General features: G+C 46.6%; 10 protein-coding genes. 4 read left to right on the plus strand and 6 right to left on the minus strand.

Going from position 1 to position 17482, the window contains the following annotated elements; translation table 11 throughout:
* Positions 1-13: 13 nt before the first annotated feature.
* Positions 14-553 carry a DUF1564 domain-containing protein gene (locus LEP1GSC052_RS08695; protein ID WP_010575412.1) on the plus strand — a complete coding sequence of 180 codons (540 nt, stop codon included), beginning with the start codon at positions 14-16 and terminating at the stop codon, positions 551-553.
* Here LEP1GSC052_RS08695 and mdoH read toward each other — a convergent pair.
* The 6 genes from mdoH to LEP1GSC052_RS08730 all read right to left on the minus strand — a co-directional run bounded on the left by mdoH (position 550) and on the right by LEP1GSC052_RS08730 (position 11497).
* Positions 550-2730 carry a glucans biosynthesis glucosyltransferase MdoH gene (gene mdoH, locus LEP1GSC052_RS08700; protein ID WP_010575413.1) on the minus strand — a complete coding sequence of 727 codons (2181 nt, stop codon included), beginning with the start codon at positions 2728-2730 and terminating at the stop codon, positions 550-552. The genes LEP1GSC052_RS08695 and mdoH overlap by 4 nt on opposite strands.
* Positions 2727-3164, minus strand: coding sequence for a hypothetical protein (locus LEP1GSC052_RS08705; RefSeq protein WP_040912913.1), 438 nt, complete (start codon positions 3162-3164; stop codon positions 2727-2729). Before LEP1GSC052_RS08705 ends, mdoH begins: the two co-directional genes overlap by 4 nt.
* A complete protein-coding gene (locus LEP1GSC052_RS08710) occupies positions 3148-4752 on the minus strand; it encodes an OpgD/OpgG family glucan biosynthesis protein (protein WP_020985634.1) in 1605 nt (534 codons plus the stop codon). Before LEP1GSC052_RS08710 ends, LEP1GSC052_RS08705 begins: the two co-directional genes overlap by 17 nt.
* A 222-nt stretch (positions 4753-4974) precedes the next feature.
* A complete protein-coding gene (gene gltB, locus LEP1GSC052_RS08715; protein WP_010575418.1) occupies positions 4975-9474 on the minus strand; it encodes a glutamate synthase large subunit in 4500 nt (1499 codons plus the stop codon).
* Between the two features lie 354 nt (positions 9475-9828).
* A complete protein-coding gene (locus tag LEP1GSC052_RS08720; RefSeq protein ID WP_010575419.1) occupies positions 9829-11133 on the minus strand; it encodes a hypothetical protein in 1305 nt (434 codons plus the stop codon).
* Positions 11134-11263: 130 nt separating this feature from the next.
* Positions 11264-11497 carry a hypothetical protein gene (locus LEP1GSC052_RS08730; RefSeq protein ID WP_040913407.1) on the minus strand — a complete coding sequence of 78 codons (234 nt, stop codon included), beginning with the start codon at positions 11495-11497 and terminating at the stop codon, positions 11264-11266.
* 258 nt (positions 11498-11755) lie between these two features.
* On the opposite strand from LEP1GSC052_RS08730, the gene ispG reads away from it, so the two are divergent.
* From ispG to LEP1GSC052_RS08750, 3 genes are all read left to right on the plus strand, one after another.
* Entirely contained in the window at positions 11756-13759 is a 2004-nt protein-coding gene (gene ispG, locus LEP1GSC052_RS08740; RefSeq protein ID WP_010575421.1) for a (E)-4-hydroxy-3-methylbut-2-enyl-diphosphate synthase, read from the plus strand.
* A 516-nt stretch (positions 13760-14275) separates the two neighbouring features.
* Positions 14276-16075: an adenylate/guanylate cyclase domain-containing protein gene (locus tag LEP1GSC052_RS08745; protein ID WP_010575422.1), complete on the plus strand. Its 1800-nt coding sequence runs from the start codon at positions 14276-14278 to the stop codon at positions 16073-16075.
* A gap of 4 nt (positions 16076-16079) precedes the next feature.
* Complete coding sequence (locus LEP1GSC052_RS08750; protein ID WP_010575423.1) at positions 16080-17336, plus strand: FecR family protein; 1257 nt, start codon at positions 16080-16082, stop codon at positions 17334-17336.
* Positions 17337-17482: the final 146 nt, after the last annotated feature.

The raw sequence follows: 17482 nt of genomic DNA on the forward strand, positions 1-17482 counted from the left end.
AACCGTTTCGAGTATGGGCGTTTTATTGTTAAATTCGAATTACGAAATTCGATCCACTCTTCAGGAAAGAAAAAGCAACGTCGTCACGCTTCTCGTTCCCGAATCTACGTTGCTCCGTTATTCCGTTCGGGAGCGGCGAAATCTCCCGAAAAAAATTCCGGCTTTGTTACGGAGATATTCTAAATTTCTTTCTGCGACGAAGCGATTGGGGAATAAAGCCGGTAAGACCTTGTATCAACCGAGTCCCGGAAAACTAAAAATGAAGAAGATCAACGTTCGGTTGAGCACGGGAAGTTGGGCTTTGTTCGGCGCTCTGGCTCAGGTGCACGGGGTTTCTCGTTGTTTTCTTTTTAATTATCTGTTGTCGTTGGAGGATTCGGGAGTCGGAGATTCTATCGTGAGTGTTATGAATGAAGGAGGTCCTACCTTTCACAAGAACTACAAATACATCCTGGACCTCGATCTTTTAAACAACAGCATCACAAGGAGCTTACGATGCGACCCGCACGACACATTCTACGTGTTGGACTACAGAGATTGGTACGATTTCTAAATTCCGCGATCGACGACGGAACCTGGACCGACGCCGACGACCCCCGAATCAACTTCGCTTAACAAAACCTTGCGCTTATACTCCGCGAAAGAATTTTTCCACCAGGAAGGAAGCCTCCGCACGTCCGCCGTCCATAACCAAAAATGCAAATCAGCCATACTATCATGATCCCATAGAATTCGGAGCAATTCCTGATTCTTAAACGAAGAAGGCCCTTCCGTTTTCAGTTTAGCGGTAAGATTCTTCAGATAATTTTTTCGAACGGGAGAATCCGAACTACGCTTTCGTAGCCTGGAAAGATGAAATTCGTTCAAAGAAGGATCCACGATACAAAGAAAAATCCCCTTACGATTATCGGAGTTCCCGATCCGTCGAGAATATTCGGCCTCGAAAGAACGCAACGTTTGTAAAAGACGATTCTCCCGTAACTCCGGAGGATTGGAAAGAATACCGAACGAATCACTTTTACTTTTTGGAATATAAGAAGTAAATAATGCGATCGGGTAAGCGAAAATCCAACCGAGCAACAAAGGCAAAAACCAAAAGAATAAAATCGGATACGTCGCAAACATCCAAATCCCGATTCCCAAACCGTAGAACGAAGCGGGCAAAATCGCGATCGCCAAAGATCTCAAGTCCGGTCCCAAGGAGGCGTCTCTGTTCTGAGGACCCCATTCTATTTTACGATTGAAGAACGTAAGAAGAATGAATCTCGTATATTGAACCATATATACCGGCGCGGTCAAAACGGAATGCAGAAATTCCAAAAAGAACGAAACGATCCAGGAAATAAAGGAGAATCCCCATTCTTTCCTACGAAAAAGTGAAACCTCCAAAAAGGAAACGATTCTCGGCAAAAACAATATGAGTAAAGTATAACCTTGTAATGTATATGCGACCGGAAGATACAGATCGTCCCGGAAGGCGATCCAGTCCTCGGGTAAAAGCGCCAACCTGAAAAAGTCCACGTCCTCGATAGTGGTCAACGAGGAGGAAATCAATAACAAGGCCCAAAGCGGAGAACTGAAATACGAAAAAATTCCGAGAAGAATCTGAAGCCTGCTCGAAAATCTCAACTTGCCCCCGAACAAAAACCAAAAGTGCTGAAGATTTCCCTGACACCAACGATTGTCTCTTTTTAACGCCTCTAATATGTTAGGCGGAGCCTCTTCATAAGAACCTTTTAGATCCGTCGCGAACCAAACCCCGTATCCCGCCTTTCTGAACAACGCGGCTTCGATCGTATCATGACTCAATATCTTTCCGCCGATGGCGCTTTCGCCGGGTAAACCGGGAAGCCCGCAGTATTTCATAAACGGCTGGAGTCGAATGATCGCATTGTGTCCCCAAAACGGTCCCGAACGTAATTGCCAAAAATAAGAACCGGCTCCGAAAACCGAATTTCCGACCCAGGCCCCGAACGCGGAAAGCTTTTGAAAGACGGACTTGGCTTCGATCACCTCGGGAACAGTTTGAATGATCCCCGCGTTCGGGGTTTTCTCCATCAACAATATTAAATTTTTCATACATTCTCCCGTGACGATGCTGTCCGCGTCCAGGATGATCATGTATTTGTATCGTTTACCCCATCTTCTGCAGAAGTCGGCGATGTTACCGGACTTCCTGTTCAGATTTACTCTTCTTTTGCGGTAATAGATTCTTCCCTGGTTCGAAGGTTTTCCGCTAAGAATCGAAAACGCCTTTTCTTCCAAGGCCCAAAGATTGGGATCGGATGTATCGGATAGTATAAAAAAATCTGTGTTTTGTGCGAGACCGCTTTGGGCGATCTGATCCATCATCAACTCGACGCCGGCGAAGATCCGCGAAACGTCCTCGCAATGAATCGGCATGACCACGGCCACGGGCGGGAATTCTTTCCCGATCATATCCTGTTTTTCTAATATTCTAGAAATACTCAGGGGATCTCCTCCCCTGAGCTTCTGGAAAAAACCTATGAGCGCCGTGGCCGCGCCGAAACAAATAATCGGAAACAAAACGCAGAATAAAATCAAAGTGGCCCATTCGAACGGGCTGATCGATTGAAAGGATAAGAATTGAACTTCTAAAAAAACTCCGATGATTACGAAAAAGAAAACCAATCCTCCGAAGGTCAGTCTTCGATAACTCAAGGTTTTCGAATCGATCCAATGACCCGCTTCTTTTTCAAAAACGTTCAACGCAGAAGTCCGTATAACAAAAATGAATAGATGCTTCCCCAAAAAAGAACGGACAACACGACCGCTACGGGTTCGAGTTTTTCCTTGGGTTCCGCCAATTCGCCGAGCGGTCCGAAGTCGACCGGATTCGGAACCATACTCGAAGGTTCGATCGCGGGAAGCATCGTAATCGCAGAATCATTTTGAGCGGATTTCAAAATTCCCGAACTCAAAAACAAACGCATCGCTTCGGTTTCGAAATCCAGTTTTTCTTTTTTTACGAGGGGAAGAATTTCCTTTTCGACGGAGTTTAAAAATTCGTCGAGCCTCGAATGCAATTCGATCGGATCGGCGATTCCCGAGGCGATACAATACAACTTGATCTTCGTATAAACTCTGGAAAGTTCTTCTTTATGTTCCCCAAAGCGGGGATTCGGTTCAGATCGTGGATTCAAGAGTGAACGTCCAGATCTCGCTCAGGTCTTCCTGATTTTTTTTCAAAATCGCTTTGAGTTCGGCGGGTTTATTCTTATTTTTTTGAACGACTCGAAAGGTGAGTCTCCAAACTCCGGTCTCTTCAATTTTTTGAATATTATAATCCGTTAATTCCGCATTGTCTCCGGTATCGATCGACGCTTGAAGATACGTGAACGCGTCGAGCGCCTTCAGCTTCTCTCCGGCAAAGTCAACATAGAAAACGCGCATATCGGATTCTCCCGGTACGGGTGCGATTCTCGTGGAGACTGTTTTTGCGAGTTCATCCGGCAACGGATCTTCGTTTAACCAGCGTATGGTGTAACTGAATTCATAAGGTTGAAGCGGAGCCGGAAACGAAGCGGGAACCCAAAACGCGCCTATGTTATCGTCCGAATCTCGCACCGTGGGAATCTGTAAAAGCTGAACGCTTCCCTTTCCCCAATCTCCTTCGGGTTCCACCCAAGCGGAAGGACGAAGATGATACTTCATCGAGTTGTCCTGATAACTCGCAAAGTTTCGATCTCTTTGTATAAGACCGAACGCTTTCGGATTTTCGTCTTGGAAAGAATGGATCGTCACTCGTTTCGGATTATCAAGAGGTCTCCAAACCCAATCCCCTTTTCCGGTTTCCAACATCAATCCGTCCGAATCGTGCGATTCCGGATAAATCTGTCCTTCCGGAATTCCTCTCGTTTCGGAATACCAATACATCGATGTCAAGGGCGCGATTCCGAATCGATCCACCTTGGTCCTCAGAGTCACTTCCGCGTTTACGTGAACCGAAGAAACCTTTCCGGGCGAGATTTGAAATTCATACGCTCCGGTCGCGGTCTTACCGTCTAACAACGCGTAAACGAAAATCGTAGAATCCGTTTTATCAGGATGAACGATCCAAAAATGCGTGAACCCCGGAAAATCCTCCGGATAAGGCATTCCTGTATTGATCGCTATTCCTCGCGCCGACAAACCGTAGACTTGTTTTTTGGAAACCATTCTATAATAACTCGCGCCTTGGAACACGGTGAACTCGTCCGTATGTTCCGGAGTATTCAACGGATAATGAATCTTAAATCCGGAATAACCGAGATTCTCCGGGATTTCTCCCTGCACTTTTAAGTTCGTTAAATCGAAATAGGATTCGTCGTAAGGGATCGTTCTCGAGTAATCGGACCGAACCTCGTTTAAGGTTACGTTCGTGTTGTAAAGATGTCCGGGATGAAAGAATTGGATTTGAAACGGATTTCCTTCCTTTTTCCAAAGAGAGGATTCGGGTCGAAAGCGGATGTTCTTATATTGATCCCAACTCAAACCCTGCAAAAAACGAGTGGATACGAATTGCGGTTTCACATAACGTCCGTGGGCCATACTGCGCGCCCTTTTTTTCAGATCGTCAAAGGAGAATCTTGTGACAGGAACCTGAATTCCGGAAACCGGATCGAGAACCACGGATTCTTCCGTATCGGGAAATTTAAAGTCTATCTGCGTTTCTTTTTTCTGTTGTCGGTTTGCGACCGCAAAGAGAAGGATCGTGGCAAAAAAAGCGAGGGCTATGTGTATTCTTAACATTGTCTTTTCCCGGATCGAAAGCCGGCGCCGCGTATCGCAACCCGACCCCAATCCCTACGTTAGCCGACATCGAACGTTAAACGCGCGGCGCCGGACGTCTCTTAGAAAATTCTTCAATGAGAAGATTCTTTCTCAAAAATCAAAGGACTAAATTCTTCCCTGGATCGCCTAACTCTCGTTAGGACCATCCAAGGAAAGAATTCGTTCGTTTCTCCGAAGAGATTATTTCGGAACGACCTTCACGAAATAATTCTTATTTCCGTCGAAATCCTTTAAGATTCCTTCCGATAAATCGGATCCGGTCAACTTGGAATGTTCGGAGATCAGATTTTTGATGATCTCGTAGTCTCCGTTTTCCAAATCCACGGTTTTCACGTATTCTTTGTTGAGAAGAGGTTGAATGTCCCATCCCTTTTGGAAGAAATACGCGCTACCGCCGGTCATACCCGCGCCCATATTCTTACCTACGCTTCCGAGGCAGACGATGGTTCCGCTGGTCATATATTCCAAGAAGTGATCTCCGGCTCCGCCCACAACGGCTTCCGCTCCCGAGTTACGAACTCCGAATCGTTCTCCTGCTCTTCCAGAGCAGAAAAGTTTTCCCGAAGTCGCGCCGTAGAGACAGGTGTTTCCGATAATCGTGTTTTCATAAGCCTTAAGTTTGGACTTACGATGTTTTTTGATCACGATCACTCCGCCGCAAAGACCCTTTCCTACGTAGTCGTTCGCGTCCCCGTGTAATGTGACTTGAACTCCCTTGACGAGCCAAGCTCCCAAGGATTGTCCTGCGGTTCCTTCCAGAATGATTTCGAGTTTTCCGGGGAGACCTTTCGATCCGTATTTTCTCGCGATCAGACCGGAGATCTTCGCTCCCACGGTCCGGTTCGTGTTGCGGACAAGATAAGAAAGAGCCATAGAAGATTTTCCTTCGAGAGCCTTTTCCGCGTCCTTGATGATACGGTCGTCCAATACTTCTCCGATCGGTTCCTTGCGGATCGATCTGTCTTTTTTCTGTTTCGTAGGATCGTAGAACAGAGGCAAACGAACCAGAATCGGATTGAGATCCAAAGAATCCAAACGATCTCTTTCGTAACGAGTGATCTGCTTCAATAGATCGGTTCTTCCGATGATCTCGTCGATGGAACGGAATCCGAGCTCCGCGAGATATTCTCTCACTTCGAGTGCGAGACAGGTGAAAAGATTCACAAGTTGATCCGGAGATCCTTTGTATTTCGCGCGGAACTTGATGTCCTGAGTCGCAATTCCGGTCGGACAGTTGTTCAAGTGGCATTTTCTCGCCATGATACAACCGAGCGCGACGAGCGATGCAGTTCCCACACCGTATTCTTCGGCGCCGAGACAAGCCGCGATGATCACGTCTCTTCCGGATACGATACCGCCGTCTGTTCTTAAAACGACGCGGTCGCGCAGTCCGTTCATTACTAAAACTTGATGTGTTTCGGAAAGACCGAGTTCCCAAGGAGAACCCGCATACTTGATCGATGTGATCGGAGCCGCTCCGGTTCCACCCACGTGACCGGAAATGAGAATCACGTCCGCGTTCGCCTTTGCGACACCGGCTGCGATCGTTCCCACACCCGCTTCGGACACGAGTTTCACGGAAACCTGCGCCTTGTGGTTCGCCATCTTCAAGTCGTAGATGAGCTGTGATAAATCCTCGATCGAATAAATATCGTGGTGAGGCGGAGGAGAAATCAAATCGATTCCCATCGGAGTGTGACGATTGGTCGCGATCTCCTCGTTGTTCTTCTTACCCGGAAGCTGACCGCCTTCTCCAGGTTTTGCGCCTTGTGCGATTTTGATTTCGATTTCTGTCGCGGAATTCAGATACTCGGAGGTCACACCGAATCTTCCGGAAGCGATCTGCTTGATGGAAGAATTTGCGAGATCCCCTTTTTCGTTCACGACGTAACGGGACGGATTCTCCCCACCTTCCCCGGAAGAAGACTTAGCGCCTAACCGGTTCATGGCGATGGCAAGATCCGTATGCGCTTCGATCGACAACGCACCGTGCGACATTCCCGGAGTGAGAAAACGTTTTTGAATTTCGGTAACGGTTTCCACTTCTTCGATCGGGATCGGTTTTCTCGCGACGAAGTCGAATAAGTCGCGGATGTTGATCGGATCGCTTTCCTTGAGAATTTTTGTCGCTTCTTTGAACGCTTCGTAGTCGTTGTCGACCGCGGCCTTTCTTAAGAATTTAACGACTCTCGGAGACCAACGGTGCGGTTGATCGTCCTTCTCGGAAACGAAGTCTTCCGGATTGAGTTCTTTGTAAAATGCCTGTTCGTGGTTTCTAAGAATGTTCTGTTCGATCCCGCCGATTCCGATTCCGGAAATCCGTGAATACGTTCCCGGGAAATATTTGGAAACGAGAGTTCTCGAAAGACCGATCGCTTCGAACACCTGACCGCCCACATACGAGGAAAGAATGGAGATTCCCATCTTGGACATGATCTTGAGAAGTCCGTCGTCTACGCCGTAACGGTAGTTCTCACAAATCTTATGGAATTCCGGACGAGCCGCGCCTTCTTCGGAATCGAATTCTCCCTTTTCCCAAAGATCGAATAACGTGTCCCAGATCAGATAACTGTTTACCCCGGACGCTCCGTAACCGAGCAACACGGCCACATTATGAATTTCGAATGCGGAACCGGTTTCGACGAGAATCGAAACCGCGGAACGGGTTTTGTTGCGGATCAAATGGTTATGAACCGCCGCGACCGCGAGTTCCATTGGAATCGGAGCTCTTTCTTTCGCGAGTTTTTTATCGGAAAGAACGAGAATGTTCGTTCCGGATTTCGCCGCCTGAAGAGCTTGTTCGAGAAGAGCGTCGAGCGCCTTTTCGAGATAGTTGCGGTTGGAATTCGCTTCCGCTTCGATATGCGCTTCGAAGGTTGCGTCTAACGTAAGAATTTTGTACGGTTTCCCGTCCATCTCGCGGATTCTTTTCAGATCCAGATTGGTGAGATACGGATGGGAAAGAACGAGACAGTTCTGAGGTTTTTCGTCTCCGAACAGGTTCATCTTTTTGACAAGACGAGTGTAAAGAGAAGTCACACCTTTTTCGCGGATGTAGTCGATCGGAGGATTGGTTACCTGCGCGAATCTCTGACGGAAATAGGTGTAAAGACCGATTCGAGAAAGCATCAGGATCGACAGAGGAGTATCGTCTCCCATGGAGCTGATCGCTTCCTTGCCCTGACCCGCTTGAGGTTTGATCACCGATTTTTGTTTAAACGGAGAATACGCAAACAACACCTGTCTTCTTCTGAGATCGTCGCCTTTGTAGGTGATCGTATCCTTCATGGAGGAATCCAGATCCTGATTGAGATACGAAACGTTCTCTTTGGACCATTCTCTGTAATCGTATCTCTTTTCGAAAAGAGAATTGATGTCCTCGTTGTAGTAGAGTTTTTTCTCTTTTAAGTTGATCCCGATCATTTCGCCGGGTCCGAGACGTCCCTTTTTGGTTACGATCTCCTCGTCGACCTGAACGAGTCCCGCTTCGGAACCCATGATCAAAAGACCGTCTTCGGTGACCGCATAACGTGCGGGACGAAGTCCGTTTCGATCGAGAGCTCCGCCGATCCAGTCGCCTTCCGCAAACGCGAGCGCCGCAGGACCGTCCCAAGGTTCTATAAGAGTATTATTATATTCGTAAAAGCTTTTCAACTCTTCCGACATCGTCAGGTTTTTGGACCATGCGTTCGGAACGAGCATCGCCTTCGCCTGAAGAACGTCCTTTCCGGAACGAACGATGGCTTCCATCGCGTTGTCCAAACTCGCGGAGTCGCTCATGTGAGGACGGATGATCGGATGAATTTCTTTTTGATATTCTCCCCATTTTTTGCACTCGAGTTCTTCCTCGCGCGCGAGCATCCAGATTCTGTTTCCGGCGATCGTGTTGATCTCTCCGTTGTGCGCGAGAATTCTAAACGGTTGCGCCAAAGCCCAAGATGGGAAAGTGTTCGTGGAATATCTTTGGTGAAAGATACAATACGGGGAAACCATATCTTCCGAGTTCAAATCTTCGTAGAACTGGGAAACCTGGTTTCCGTTGAAGAGACCTTTGAACACGATTCTTTCGGAAGAAAGAGAACAGATGTAAAGATCTCCCGCTAAAGAAAGACGGTCCGCGTCTCTCATCAATTTTTTCTGAATTAAGAATAACTTCGTTTCGAAGTCCTCGTTGGACATTCCTTCCGGTTTGCCGATGAGAACCTGTTCGATCTGAGGTCTGGATTGATTCGCCTTCGGTCCGAGAACTTCCGGATTTACGGGAACGTATCTCCATGCATAAAGTTTAAAGTTGAATTCCATGAGCGCGGACTCTACGAGACTGCGGCACATGTCCTGTTTATCGATGTCTTCTCTTGGAAGAAAAATCATTCCGACGCCGATGGAATCTTCGTTCGGTCTTCGATGACCCATGTCTTCGATGTATGTTGCGAACAACTTCTTAGGAATCTGAATCATGATACCGGCGCCGTCTCCGGTCACCATATCTGCGTCAACGGCTCCTCTATGCGTCAGACAAGCAACCGCCTTGAGTCCCATAGATACGATTCTGTGACTGTTCTCTCCCTGAAAGGAAGCAACAAATCCTACTCCGCAGTTATCATGTTCAAACGACTTTTCATAAAGACCGTTTTCCTCTAGATAATTTTGAAGTCGCAATTGTTCTTTTACATCATTCATTTGCCGAGATCCCTCATGATACAAATTCCCTGGTTAACAACGAGCGTCGGGCGCGCCTATGGCTGAAATTTCAGCAAAATTCCCCAGCTACGGCCAGTAAATTGACAGTTGCGTAAATTGAAAACATTCTTTTAAAAGATAGGATTGAAATAAGAATCGTTCCACGATGTGAAGCGATGATAAAAATTTCAGACCATTCTTCCCTCTTGTTTCCGAATATAACACAGTTTCAAATCCGCCTCCAGACCTAAATTTTTTAGATCGCATTCCTTAGACTGAAATGATTTCGAAAGAAGCGAGAGTTTCCCGAAGATGAGTACAAACTGCCTTATCTTTAAGCAATTCTAACTTGATTTATAACTTCTGAAGAACGGGAAGAAAAAGATCGGAAAGTTTTTTTCTCTGAGTCGCATCGGGAATGCGAGTGAAAAGCTGATCCAATTTTTGACGCAACGAAGAAGTGTCCGGATACTCTTCGAAAATTTTCAGGATATGAGGCCACGCTTTTTTTACGAGCTCTTCCATTCCGGGACCCGCCGTCTTGGATGCTACGAAGGCTCTTTCCAAACCGGACCTGAGTTCCGCGAACGTTCGAGTCAGATCCAAAACCTTCCAGAGTCTCGTATCCTTTAAACCGATTCTCGAAGAAATCGAAGTCACGATCGCGTTCCAATCCACGGGTTCGTTTTTCATTTCCTTCAACACGTAAGAATGAAGTTGTACGAGCGCGCTGAGTTCCGGCGGAAGAGTCATCACCCATTTTTTATACGCGTCCGGTTGTCCGTCTTTTTGAAACTGTCGTACACGGTTTATACTTTCCATATATTTGGAAAACGGAATGATCACGGGAGGTTCGGAAGGAACGATCGGATTTTCTTCTTCGGAGAAGGAAGGTTCCTCGAATCCTCCGAACTGTAGATCTTCCACTTCGGTTAACAATTCTTCGTTGCCGCCGACTGCAACGTTGGTCGCCACATCGTCGTCTTCGAGTTCCTCTTTTTGAAGAACGAGGGCCGCACCCGAAAACTCGGAACCGAATTTTTCCACGAGCTCGGTGAGAATCAATTTTTCGGGAGCTTTCTTCAATGGAACCGGAGGAGGAGCGGGTTTACGAACCGCACCTTCTTCTCCGGGTTTCGGAGGTTCGCCGAAAGAAGAGATGGAAGGTTCCAAATCCTTTCCGGTCGCGTCGTCTCTGAGAACGACGTAACCTTCCATACCGATGAATCGTTTTCCCGGAGGTACCAAGGTTCCGATTGTATCTACGATTTCTTCGGAGATGCGGGAATACTTTTTCTTTCTCGGTTTTCCCGCGTTCGTTTTTTCCTGTTCGATGAGTTTGTTTTTGATCCCTGCGTGTGTGTTCATGAAGTTCTTCGTCATGAACGCGGAAAGATCCGTTTGGGACATTCCTAGATACTCTGCAAACTTGGGAAGATGATCGAAGAACTGTTCCGTCTTCTGGATATTGTTTACGATATAAGAACGTACTTTTTGTTTGAGAGTTTCCTGTTCGGTGGGAGAAATTTTTCTGCCGGAGATCAGCCCGTTAAACAATTGAATATGGGTATGGAAGTAACTTAAGAATTCTCCGTAAGCGGTGAGCTCGAACTCGCCGTGGGCATTCTGTTCTATGATTTTCTTATCGTTTCCGGACATACGATCGATCGCGGCTTCTTTCCGCGGAAACGAACACGAATTTTGCGATCCGATTCGTTTGATTGGTCAGTTTTCGCCTCGTTTTCAGGAATTCAAGAATTTTCGAACGATCCAGTCCTGTAGAAAGGAATCAGATTCTTTCCTTAATCAAACTCTCCCCCGATTTTAAAGAAAGAATCCGATAACGCAAAAAGGTATTGCAGGTCGCCTCTTCCGTATAACGAACCAGATCGTAGTCGGGCCTTGGAGAACGGAAAAAATTGGAATGCAAAAGCCGTTCCGAAACTTCTTTCTGAATATGCGCTCTCGCCTCGGTCCTACGAAAGTATTCGGAAGGAATGATGACGTCGTTCTTATAAGACAGAATATTGCCCCTGTAAATGGCGACCGTAACCCGAATCCTATAGGTCTCGGCGGGTTTTAAAGAAGGAAAATCCATAATCAATTTATTTCCAAAGATGTGTTTGTACTATCGGAGCCGGAGGACCCGGAATCAAATCCTCCGAGACGAAAAATACGCGCGGAATTGCGGGAAAAACGAGAATGACGGGGCGATAAATCCCCGCAAAACTGTCTTAAGAAATGAGGGAACCCGGCTTTAAGACCGGAATTATAGAACGAAATGAATTTTAGATACAATCACACGCCTTTCGGTTATCAGAGAAGAAAAACAAGAGAAGTCAAAGTCGGAGACGTTAAGGTCGGAGGCGACAATCCGATCGTCATCCAGTCCATGATCAACAGCGATACGACCGACACGCAAGGATCGGTGAAACAAATTCTCGAACTGGAACGCGCGGGTTGTGAAATCGTAAGACTCACCGTACCTTCTCAAGCCGACGCGGACAATTTACCCGCGATTCGACAAGAACTCAAAAAAGCGGGAAGTAAGGTTCCTCTCGTTGCGGACATTCACTTCACGCCGAGCGTCGCGATGAAAGCGGTCGAGTATGTGGAAAAGGTGAGAATCAATCCGGGCAACTTTGCGGATAAGAAAAAATTCGCGGTACGCGATTACACGGACTCGGAATACGACGACGAACTGGGAAGAATTTCGGAAGTATTCTCCCCTCTCGTTCTGCGTTGCAAAGAACTCGGGGTCGCGATGAGAATCGGAACCAACCACGGTTCCCTTTCCGATCGAATCATGAATCGTTACGGCGACACTCCGCAGGGAATGGTGGAATCCGCTCTCGAGTTCATCGCCATCGCGGAAAGTTTAGGATATTATGATATTATTGTAAGCATGAAAGCCTCGAACCCTCAGGTTATGGTTCAGGCGTATCGGATGCTCGCGGCGAGATTCGGAGAACTCAAGATGAATTATCCGCTTCATTTGGGAGTGACCGAGGCCGGAGACGGAAAGGACGGAAGAATCAAATCCGCGATCGGAATCGGTTCCTTGTTGGAAGACGGACTCGGCGATACGATCCGAGTTTCTCTCACGGAAGATCCGGTATTGGAAGTTCCCGTTGCGAAACTTCTCGCGGATAAGTTCAACTCGAGAAGAACGGACACGGAGAAAGCGAAAGGATATTCCGAATTTAGAAATCCGTTTTCATACGAAAGATTTTACAGTAGCGAAATCAAAATTGGAAACTTCGAAGCGGGAGACAGTCATCCAGTTCGAGTCGAAACGATTCTTCCGTTTGAAAACACGAACTCGTTTCTTGCAAACGTAGCAAGACTCTATCAATACGGAAAAACCTTGTCGATCGAACCGGAAAGTATTCTGGTCGATTCTCCCCAACCCGATCAACTCGAGGAAATTTCCGAAGCCGCGAACGCGTTGTCGATTCCGGTCGGACTTTTTCTCGCGAAGAACGTTTCTCTCAACGAAAAACTTCAGAAAGAATTGAAACGATTTCCGAAAGTTGTATTCGATCCGTTTTTACAATTCCAAGACGGCGAAAAGATGTTGGCTTATCTGAAGGAAAGACAAAACGCGGGGTTGTACAGCGAAATTCATACGAGCGGAGACAAGATAGAATCTCTTAAAGGCCTGCCGGAAACGTTAGCCGAAAGCGGAATCAAAAACGTTCTATTCTCCCTCGATACGAAGGAAATTCTTTACGATTATAGAAAGCTCGGAAACATTCTGAGCCGTTACGAATTCCCGATCCTTCTTCACGGATCTTTTCAAAATCAGGAAGAGGCCTTGTATGATTCCGCGATCGGAATCGGCGGACTTCTCATCGACGGAATCGGGGACTTGATCCGAATTCAAACTCCGTCTCTCGAAGATATCGAGGAAACGTTTCAACTTTCCTACGATCTTTTGCAGGGCACAAGACTTCGTTTAACAAAAACGGAATATATTTCCTGTCCTTCCTGCGGACGAACCCTTTTCGATCTTCAGGAAACCACCGCGAGAATCAAATCCAGAACGGGACACCTCAAAGGGGTTAAGATCGCCGTGATGGGTTGTATCGTAAACGGGCCGGGGGAAATGGCGGACGCGGATTTCGGTTACGTCGGCGCGGGTCCGGGAAAGGTGCATCTCTATCGGGGAAAAGAAATCGTGATGAAAAACGTCCCGAGCGAAATCGCGGACGAAAAACTCGTGGAACTCATCAAAGCCAACGGACTCTGGCAGGAATTGAGCGCCCCGGAACACGCCCCATAGAAAGTGTTCCGCAATTCTCATTTAGCTCCCCATCGAAGACGGTGAATTGCTCTCTAAGGATCGCAATTCAGGAAGCGAAATTGCCGGAGATAGCGGAGCGTAAAATCGTAGGCTCGCAACGCAGTTGCGACACGCGAGAACGCTCAGAAATTCCCAACGAAGCAAAGAAATTGAGCGCCCCGGAACACGCCCCCTAGGAAGTGTTCCGCAATTCTCATTTAGTTCCCATCGAAGACAAATGACGTTCCCGAAGAATGGCATTTCATTCTCGGGAATAAATTTCGCTTTTCTCCCGTCGTATAGTACAACATTTCGAACCGCCGAGGCCTGATCCCGTTTTGAATCCAACTTCCCGCATTTTTATAGAGTGGAGATCTAAGTATAAATAGTTATTTACTGGATTCTGCAAACCCGGAATCCGATCATTTTAAGAGAATCCGTAAAATAGTGTTGTTTTATAGATTATTCCGAATGACATAGACTCTTTTATCGGATGCAAGACCGGACGGAAACGTTATGAATTCATTTCTCAATTTGTATAACTGGAATATCCGCCAAAAACTGATGGTGATTATTTCTTTCATCATTCTCGTTTCTTTGGGAGTGATCATCGCTCTCGCGACGTATTTTTTCAAATCGGACAACGAGGTACGGATCAAGGAAAACAACCTGAAACTGACCGACGTGATCAGTCAGAAAGTGCGTTCCGATATCGCCTCCTTGACAAAACGTTCTTTGTTACTCGCAAGATCGGTCGCGAGCACGGAAGAATCGAACGATATCCTCCAAAACGACGAGGACATCTTCTATCTGAAGATCTTCAGAAAAGAAGGCCCCGACTATGTCGGTGTGAAACGGGTAATCAGCGATTCCACGCTCAAAGAATTCAAAACCAACCCGGAGGACGCGGATAAGATCGTTCGTAAATATTTAAACGGACAAAAGAAGGCGCAGATCGGAAAGCCTTTGGTCTTCAACGTATCTCCCGATTTTCAAAGACCGGTTCTTTATCTTTCGGTCGTGATCGGAGACGGAGTGAATTCCGCGGTCGTCGTTTCTCTCGTGAGAATGGATTCTATATTAGATTCTTTTAAAACGTCCGGAATCACTCAATTTTTTCTCGTGGGTCAGGACGGAAAACTGATCGCACATTCGGATCCGAAATTGATTCTCCAGCCGACAAACCTTTCGGACGATCCGATCGTTAAGAATTTATTGGAAAGTTCCATCAGCAACGGACAAACCCGTTATAAAGGAAAGGACAATCAATTCTATCTCGGGTCCTTCCGAAGAATCGGTTACGCGGGACTCGGAGTGATTTCGAGCACGTCCGAAAAGAAAGCCTTCGAAGAAGTTTATAACATTCAAAAAAGAAACATCTATCTGATGTTCGTCGTGGTGAACGTTTCCATTCTATTCGTGTTCTTTTATTCGAGAAGATTGACCAGACCGATTCTCAAACTCGTGGACGCATCGAAAGAAATCGAACAGGGAAATTTTCAACTCACGCTCGAACCCGAGTCCGGCGACGAAATCGGAAAACTCACGGCTTCCTTTGTGGAAATGGGAAAGGGGCTTTCGGATCGGGACAAGATGAAGGACGCGTTCGGAAAGTTCGTAAACAAGGACATCGCCGAAATGGTTCTCAAGGGAGAAGTAAAACTCGGTGGAGACAAGAGAGAATGTGTGATTCTCTTTTCGGACATCCGTAGTTTTACGTCCATCTCCGAAAAAATCGAACCGGAACTCGTGGTAGAATTCTTAAATCAATACTTTACCGCGATGGTAAAGTGCATCAACGCAAACGGCGGGAGCGTCAACAAATACATCGGGGACGCGATCATGGCGGTCTGGGGAGAATTGGGACACACCGATTCCGACACGGAAAAAGCGATCAACGCCGCGCTCGATATGCGTAAGAGTCTGATTCAATTCAACAAAGGAAGAGGAACGGATAAAAAACCGAAGATCTTTATCGGAATCGGGATCAACACCGGAGAAGTCATCGCCGGACAAATCGGTTCCGAAGATCGATTGGAATATACGGTCATCGGCGATACGGTAAACCTCGCTTCCCGAGTGGAATCTTTGACAAAGGTTTTCGGAGCGGATATTCTGATCACCGGAAACTCTTACGAAAAAGTAAAAGGAATCTTCAACTTGGAAAAACTAAAACCCATCAAGGTTAAGGGAAAACAATCCCTGCAAACCATCTATGCGGTTTTAGGTCATACAAAGGATAAGAATTGTCCCAAGAATTTGAAGGAACTTCGTAAACAAATCGGTATGGAATTCAAATCGGGCGGGTCTAAATAAAGATATGAAGGATCGATTTCTTTCAGGCGATAGACCGATTCTGTTTATACTCGTATTCAACGTCTTGTTGTTTACGGCCGTATTCCTATACGATTATACTCAGTACGGCTATCAAGGTTCGCAAAAAGTAATCGGAACCATTCTTTTTAAATCCAACACGATCCAAAGAAAATACGATTCCGAAGTCGTATGGAAGGAAATCGAAGTCGGGAACTCGGTTCAAAACCGAGATACGATTTTAACGGCGGAAGGTTCTCAGGCAAAACTCCGGCTTTTGGACGGAACCGAGATTATGATCGCCGAGAATTCCATGGTTTTTATCGATTACTTGGACAACCGCGCCAATCTTGAAATTTCGGTCGGAGGTTTGCAAGTAACCAGAAGACCGGACAATAAGGAGAATCCGTCCTCGCTCGGAATCCGTTCCGGCGACGGGGTTCTCAAACTTGTGGAAGGAATCGTAAACGTAGAAAAAAAGAAGAATCAAAAAACCTTGGAATACGCGGTTCTTTCCGGAAAGGTTAAGGCCGATCCGACCAATCCGTTTCCTATGTTGCCTCGCAAATCTTTGGACGGCTTTGAAAAATTATTCCCCGTAGCCGCGAGCATTCAAACAACGGAGTCGCTTCAGGCGGCGGCCAATTCGGCTGCATCGACGAACAGCGGTTCCACGAACGGCTCTTCCGTCTCGGGTGGAAATTCTACCGATGCAAATTCTTCCAACGCTTCCACAACTGCGGGTTCCGAATCGAATTCTTCCTCAAACGATCCGAATTACGGAAAGTATGATAACGGAAATCCGAATTACAGATCTACGACAGGTTCCAATACGAGCAATACTACGAGTTCTTCAAACTCGGGCGTTACTCCGAACGAAAAAAACGGAAACACTGGACTCAATACGAAATCCGGTTTAAAACTGGAACGTACGTCCGACAATTCTCAATCCGGAAAGGATTCGAAACAAAACGATCCGTCCAAACCCGGCTACGATCCCGGCGATTATCTGAAAAAACAGAAATACGAACAGGGTAAAATTCAGGAGAAATCCGATTCCGCTTCCAATCAAAAAAGAACGGATTTTAAACCGACTGAATCCGAAAAAACCGAAAGTAAAACGGGCAACCATTCCTCATCTCCCGACTTAAAGAAAGACAAACCCGCCCGATCTTGGACTCCTGAAGAATTACTCAGACAAGAAAAGGAAAAACGCAGAAGGGAACGGGAAGACAAGGAACAAAGAGACTTCTTAAGAATGTAATTCGCGAACCATAGAGAGGCGAATGAGCCGGCGAACAACGGCAAAGCATTATCGAGCCATCCATAGAGCGAGATTGAGTTGTGAGCAGCTCTCGAGCGAAGCTTAAAAAATAGAGAGATCCAATCCTAAAACAGTTTTGCAAAACA

Source organism: Leptospira kmetyi serovar Malaysia str. Bejo-Iso9, from assembly GCF_000243735.2.
GTDB classification, from domain to species: Bacteria; Spirochaetota; Leptospiria; order Leptospirales; family Leptospiraceae; genus Leptospira; species Leptospira kmetyi.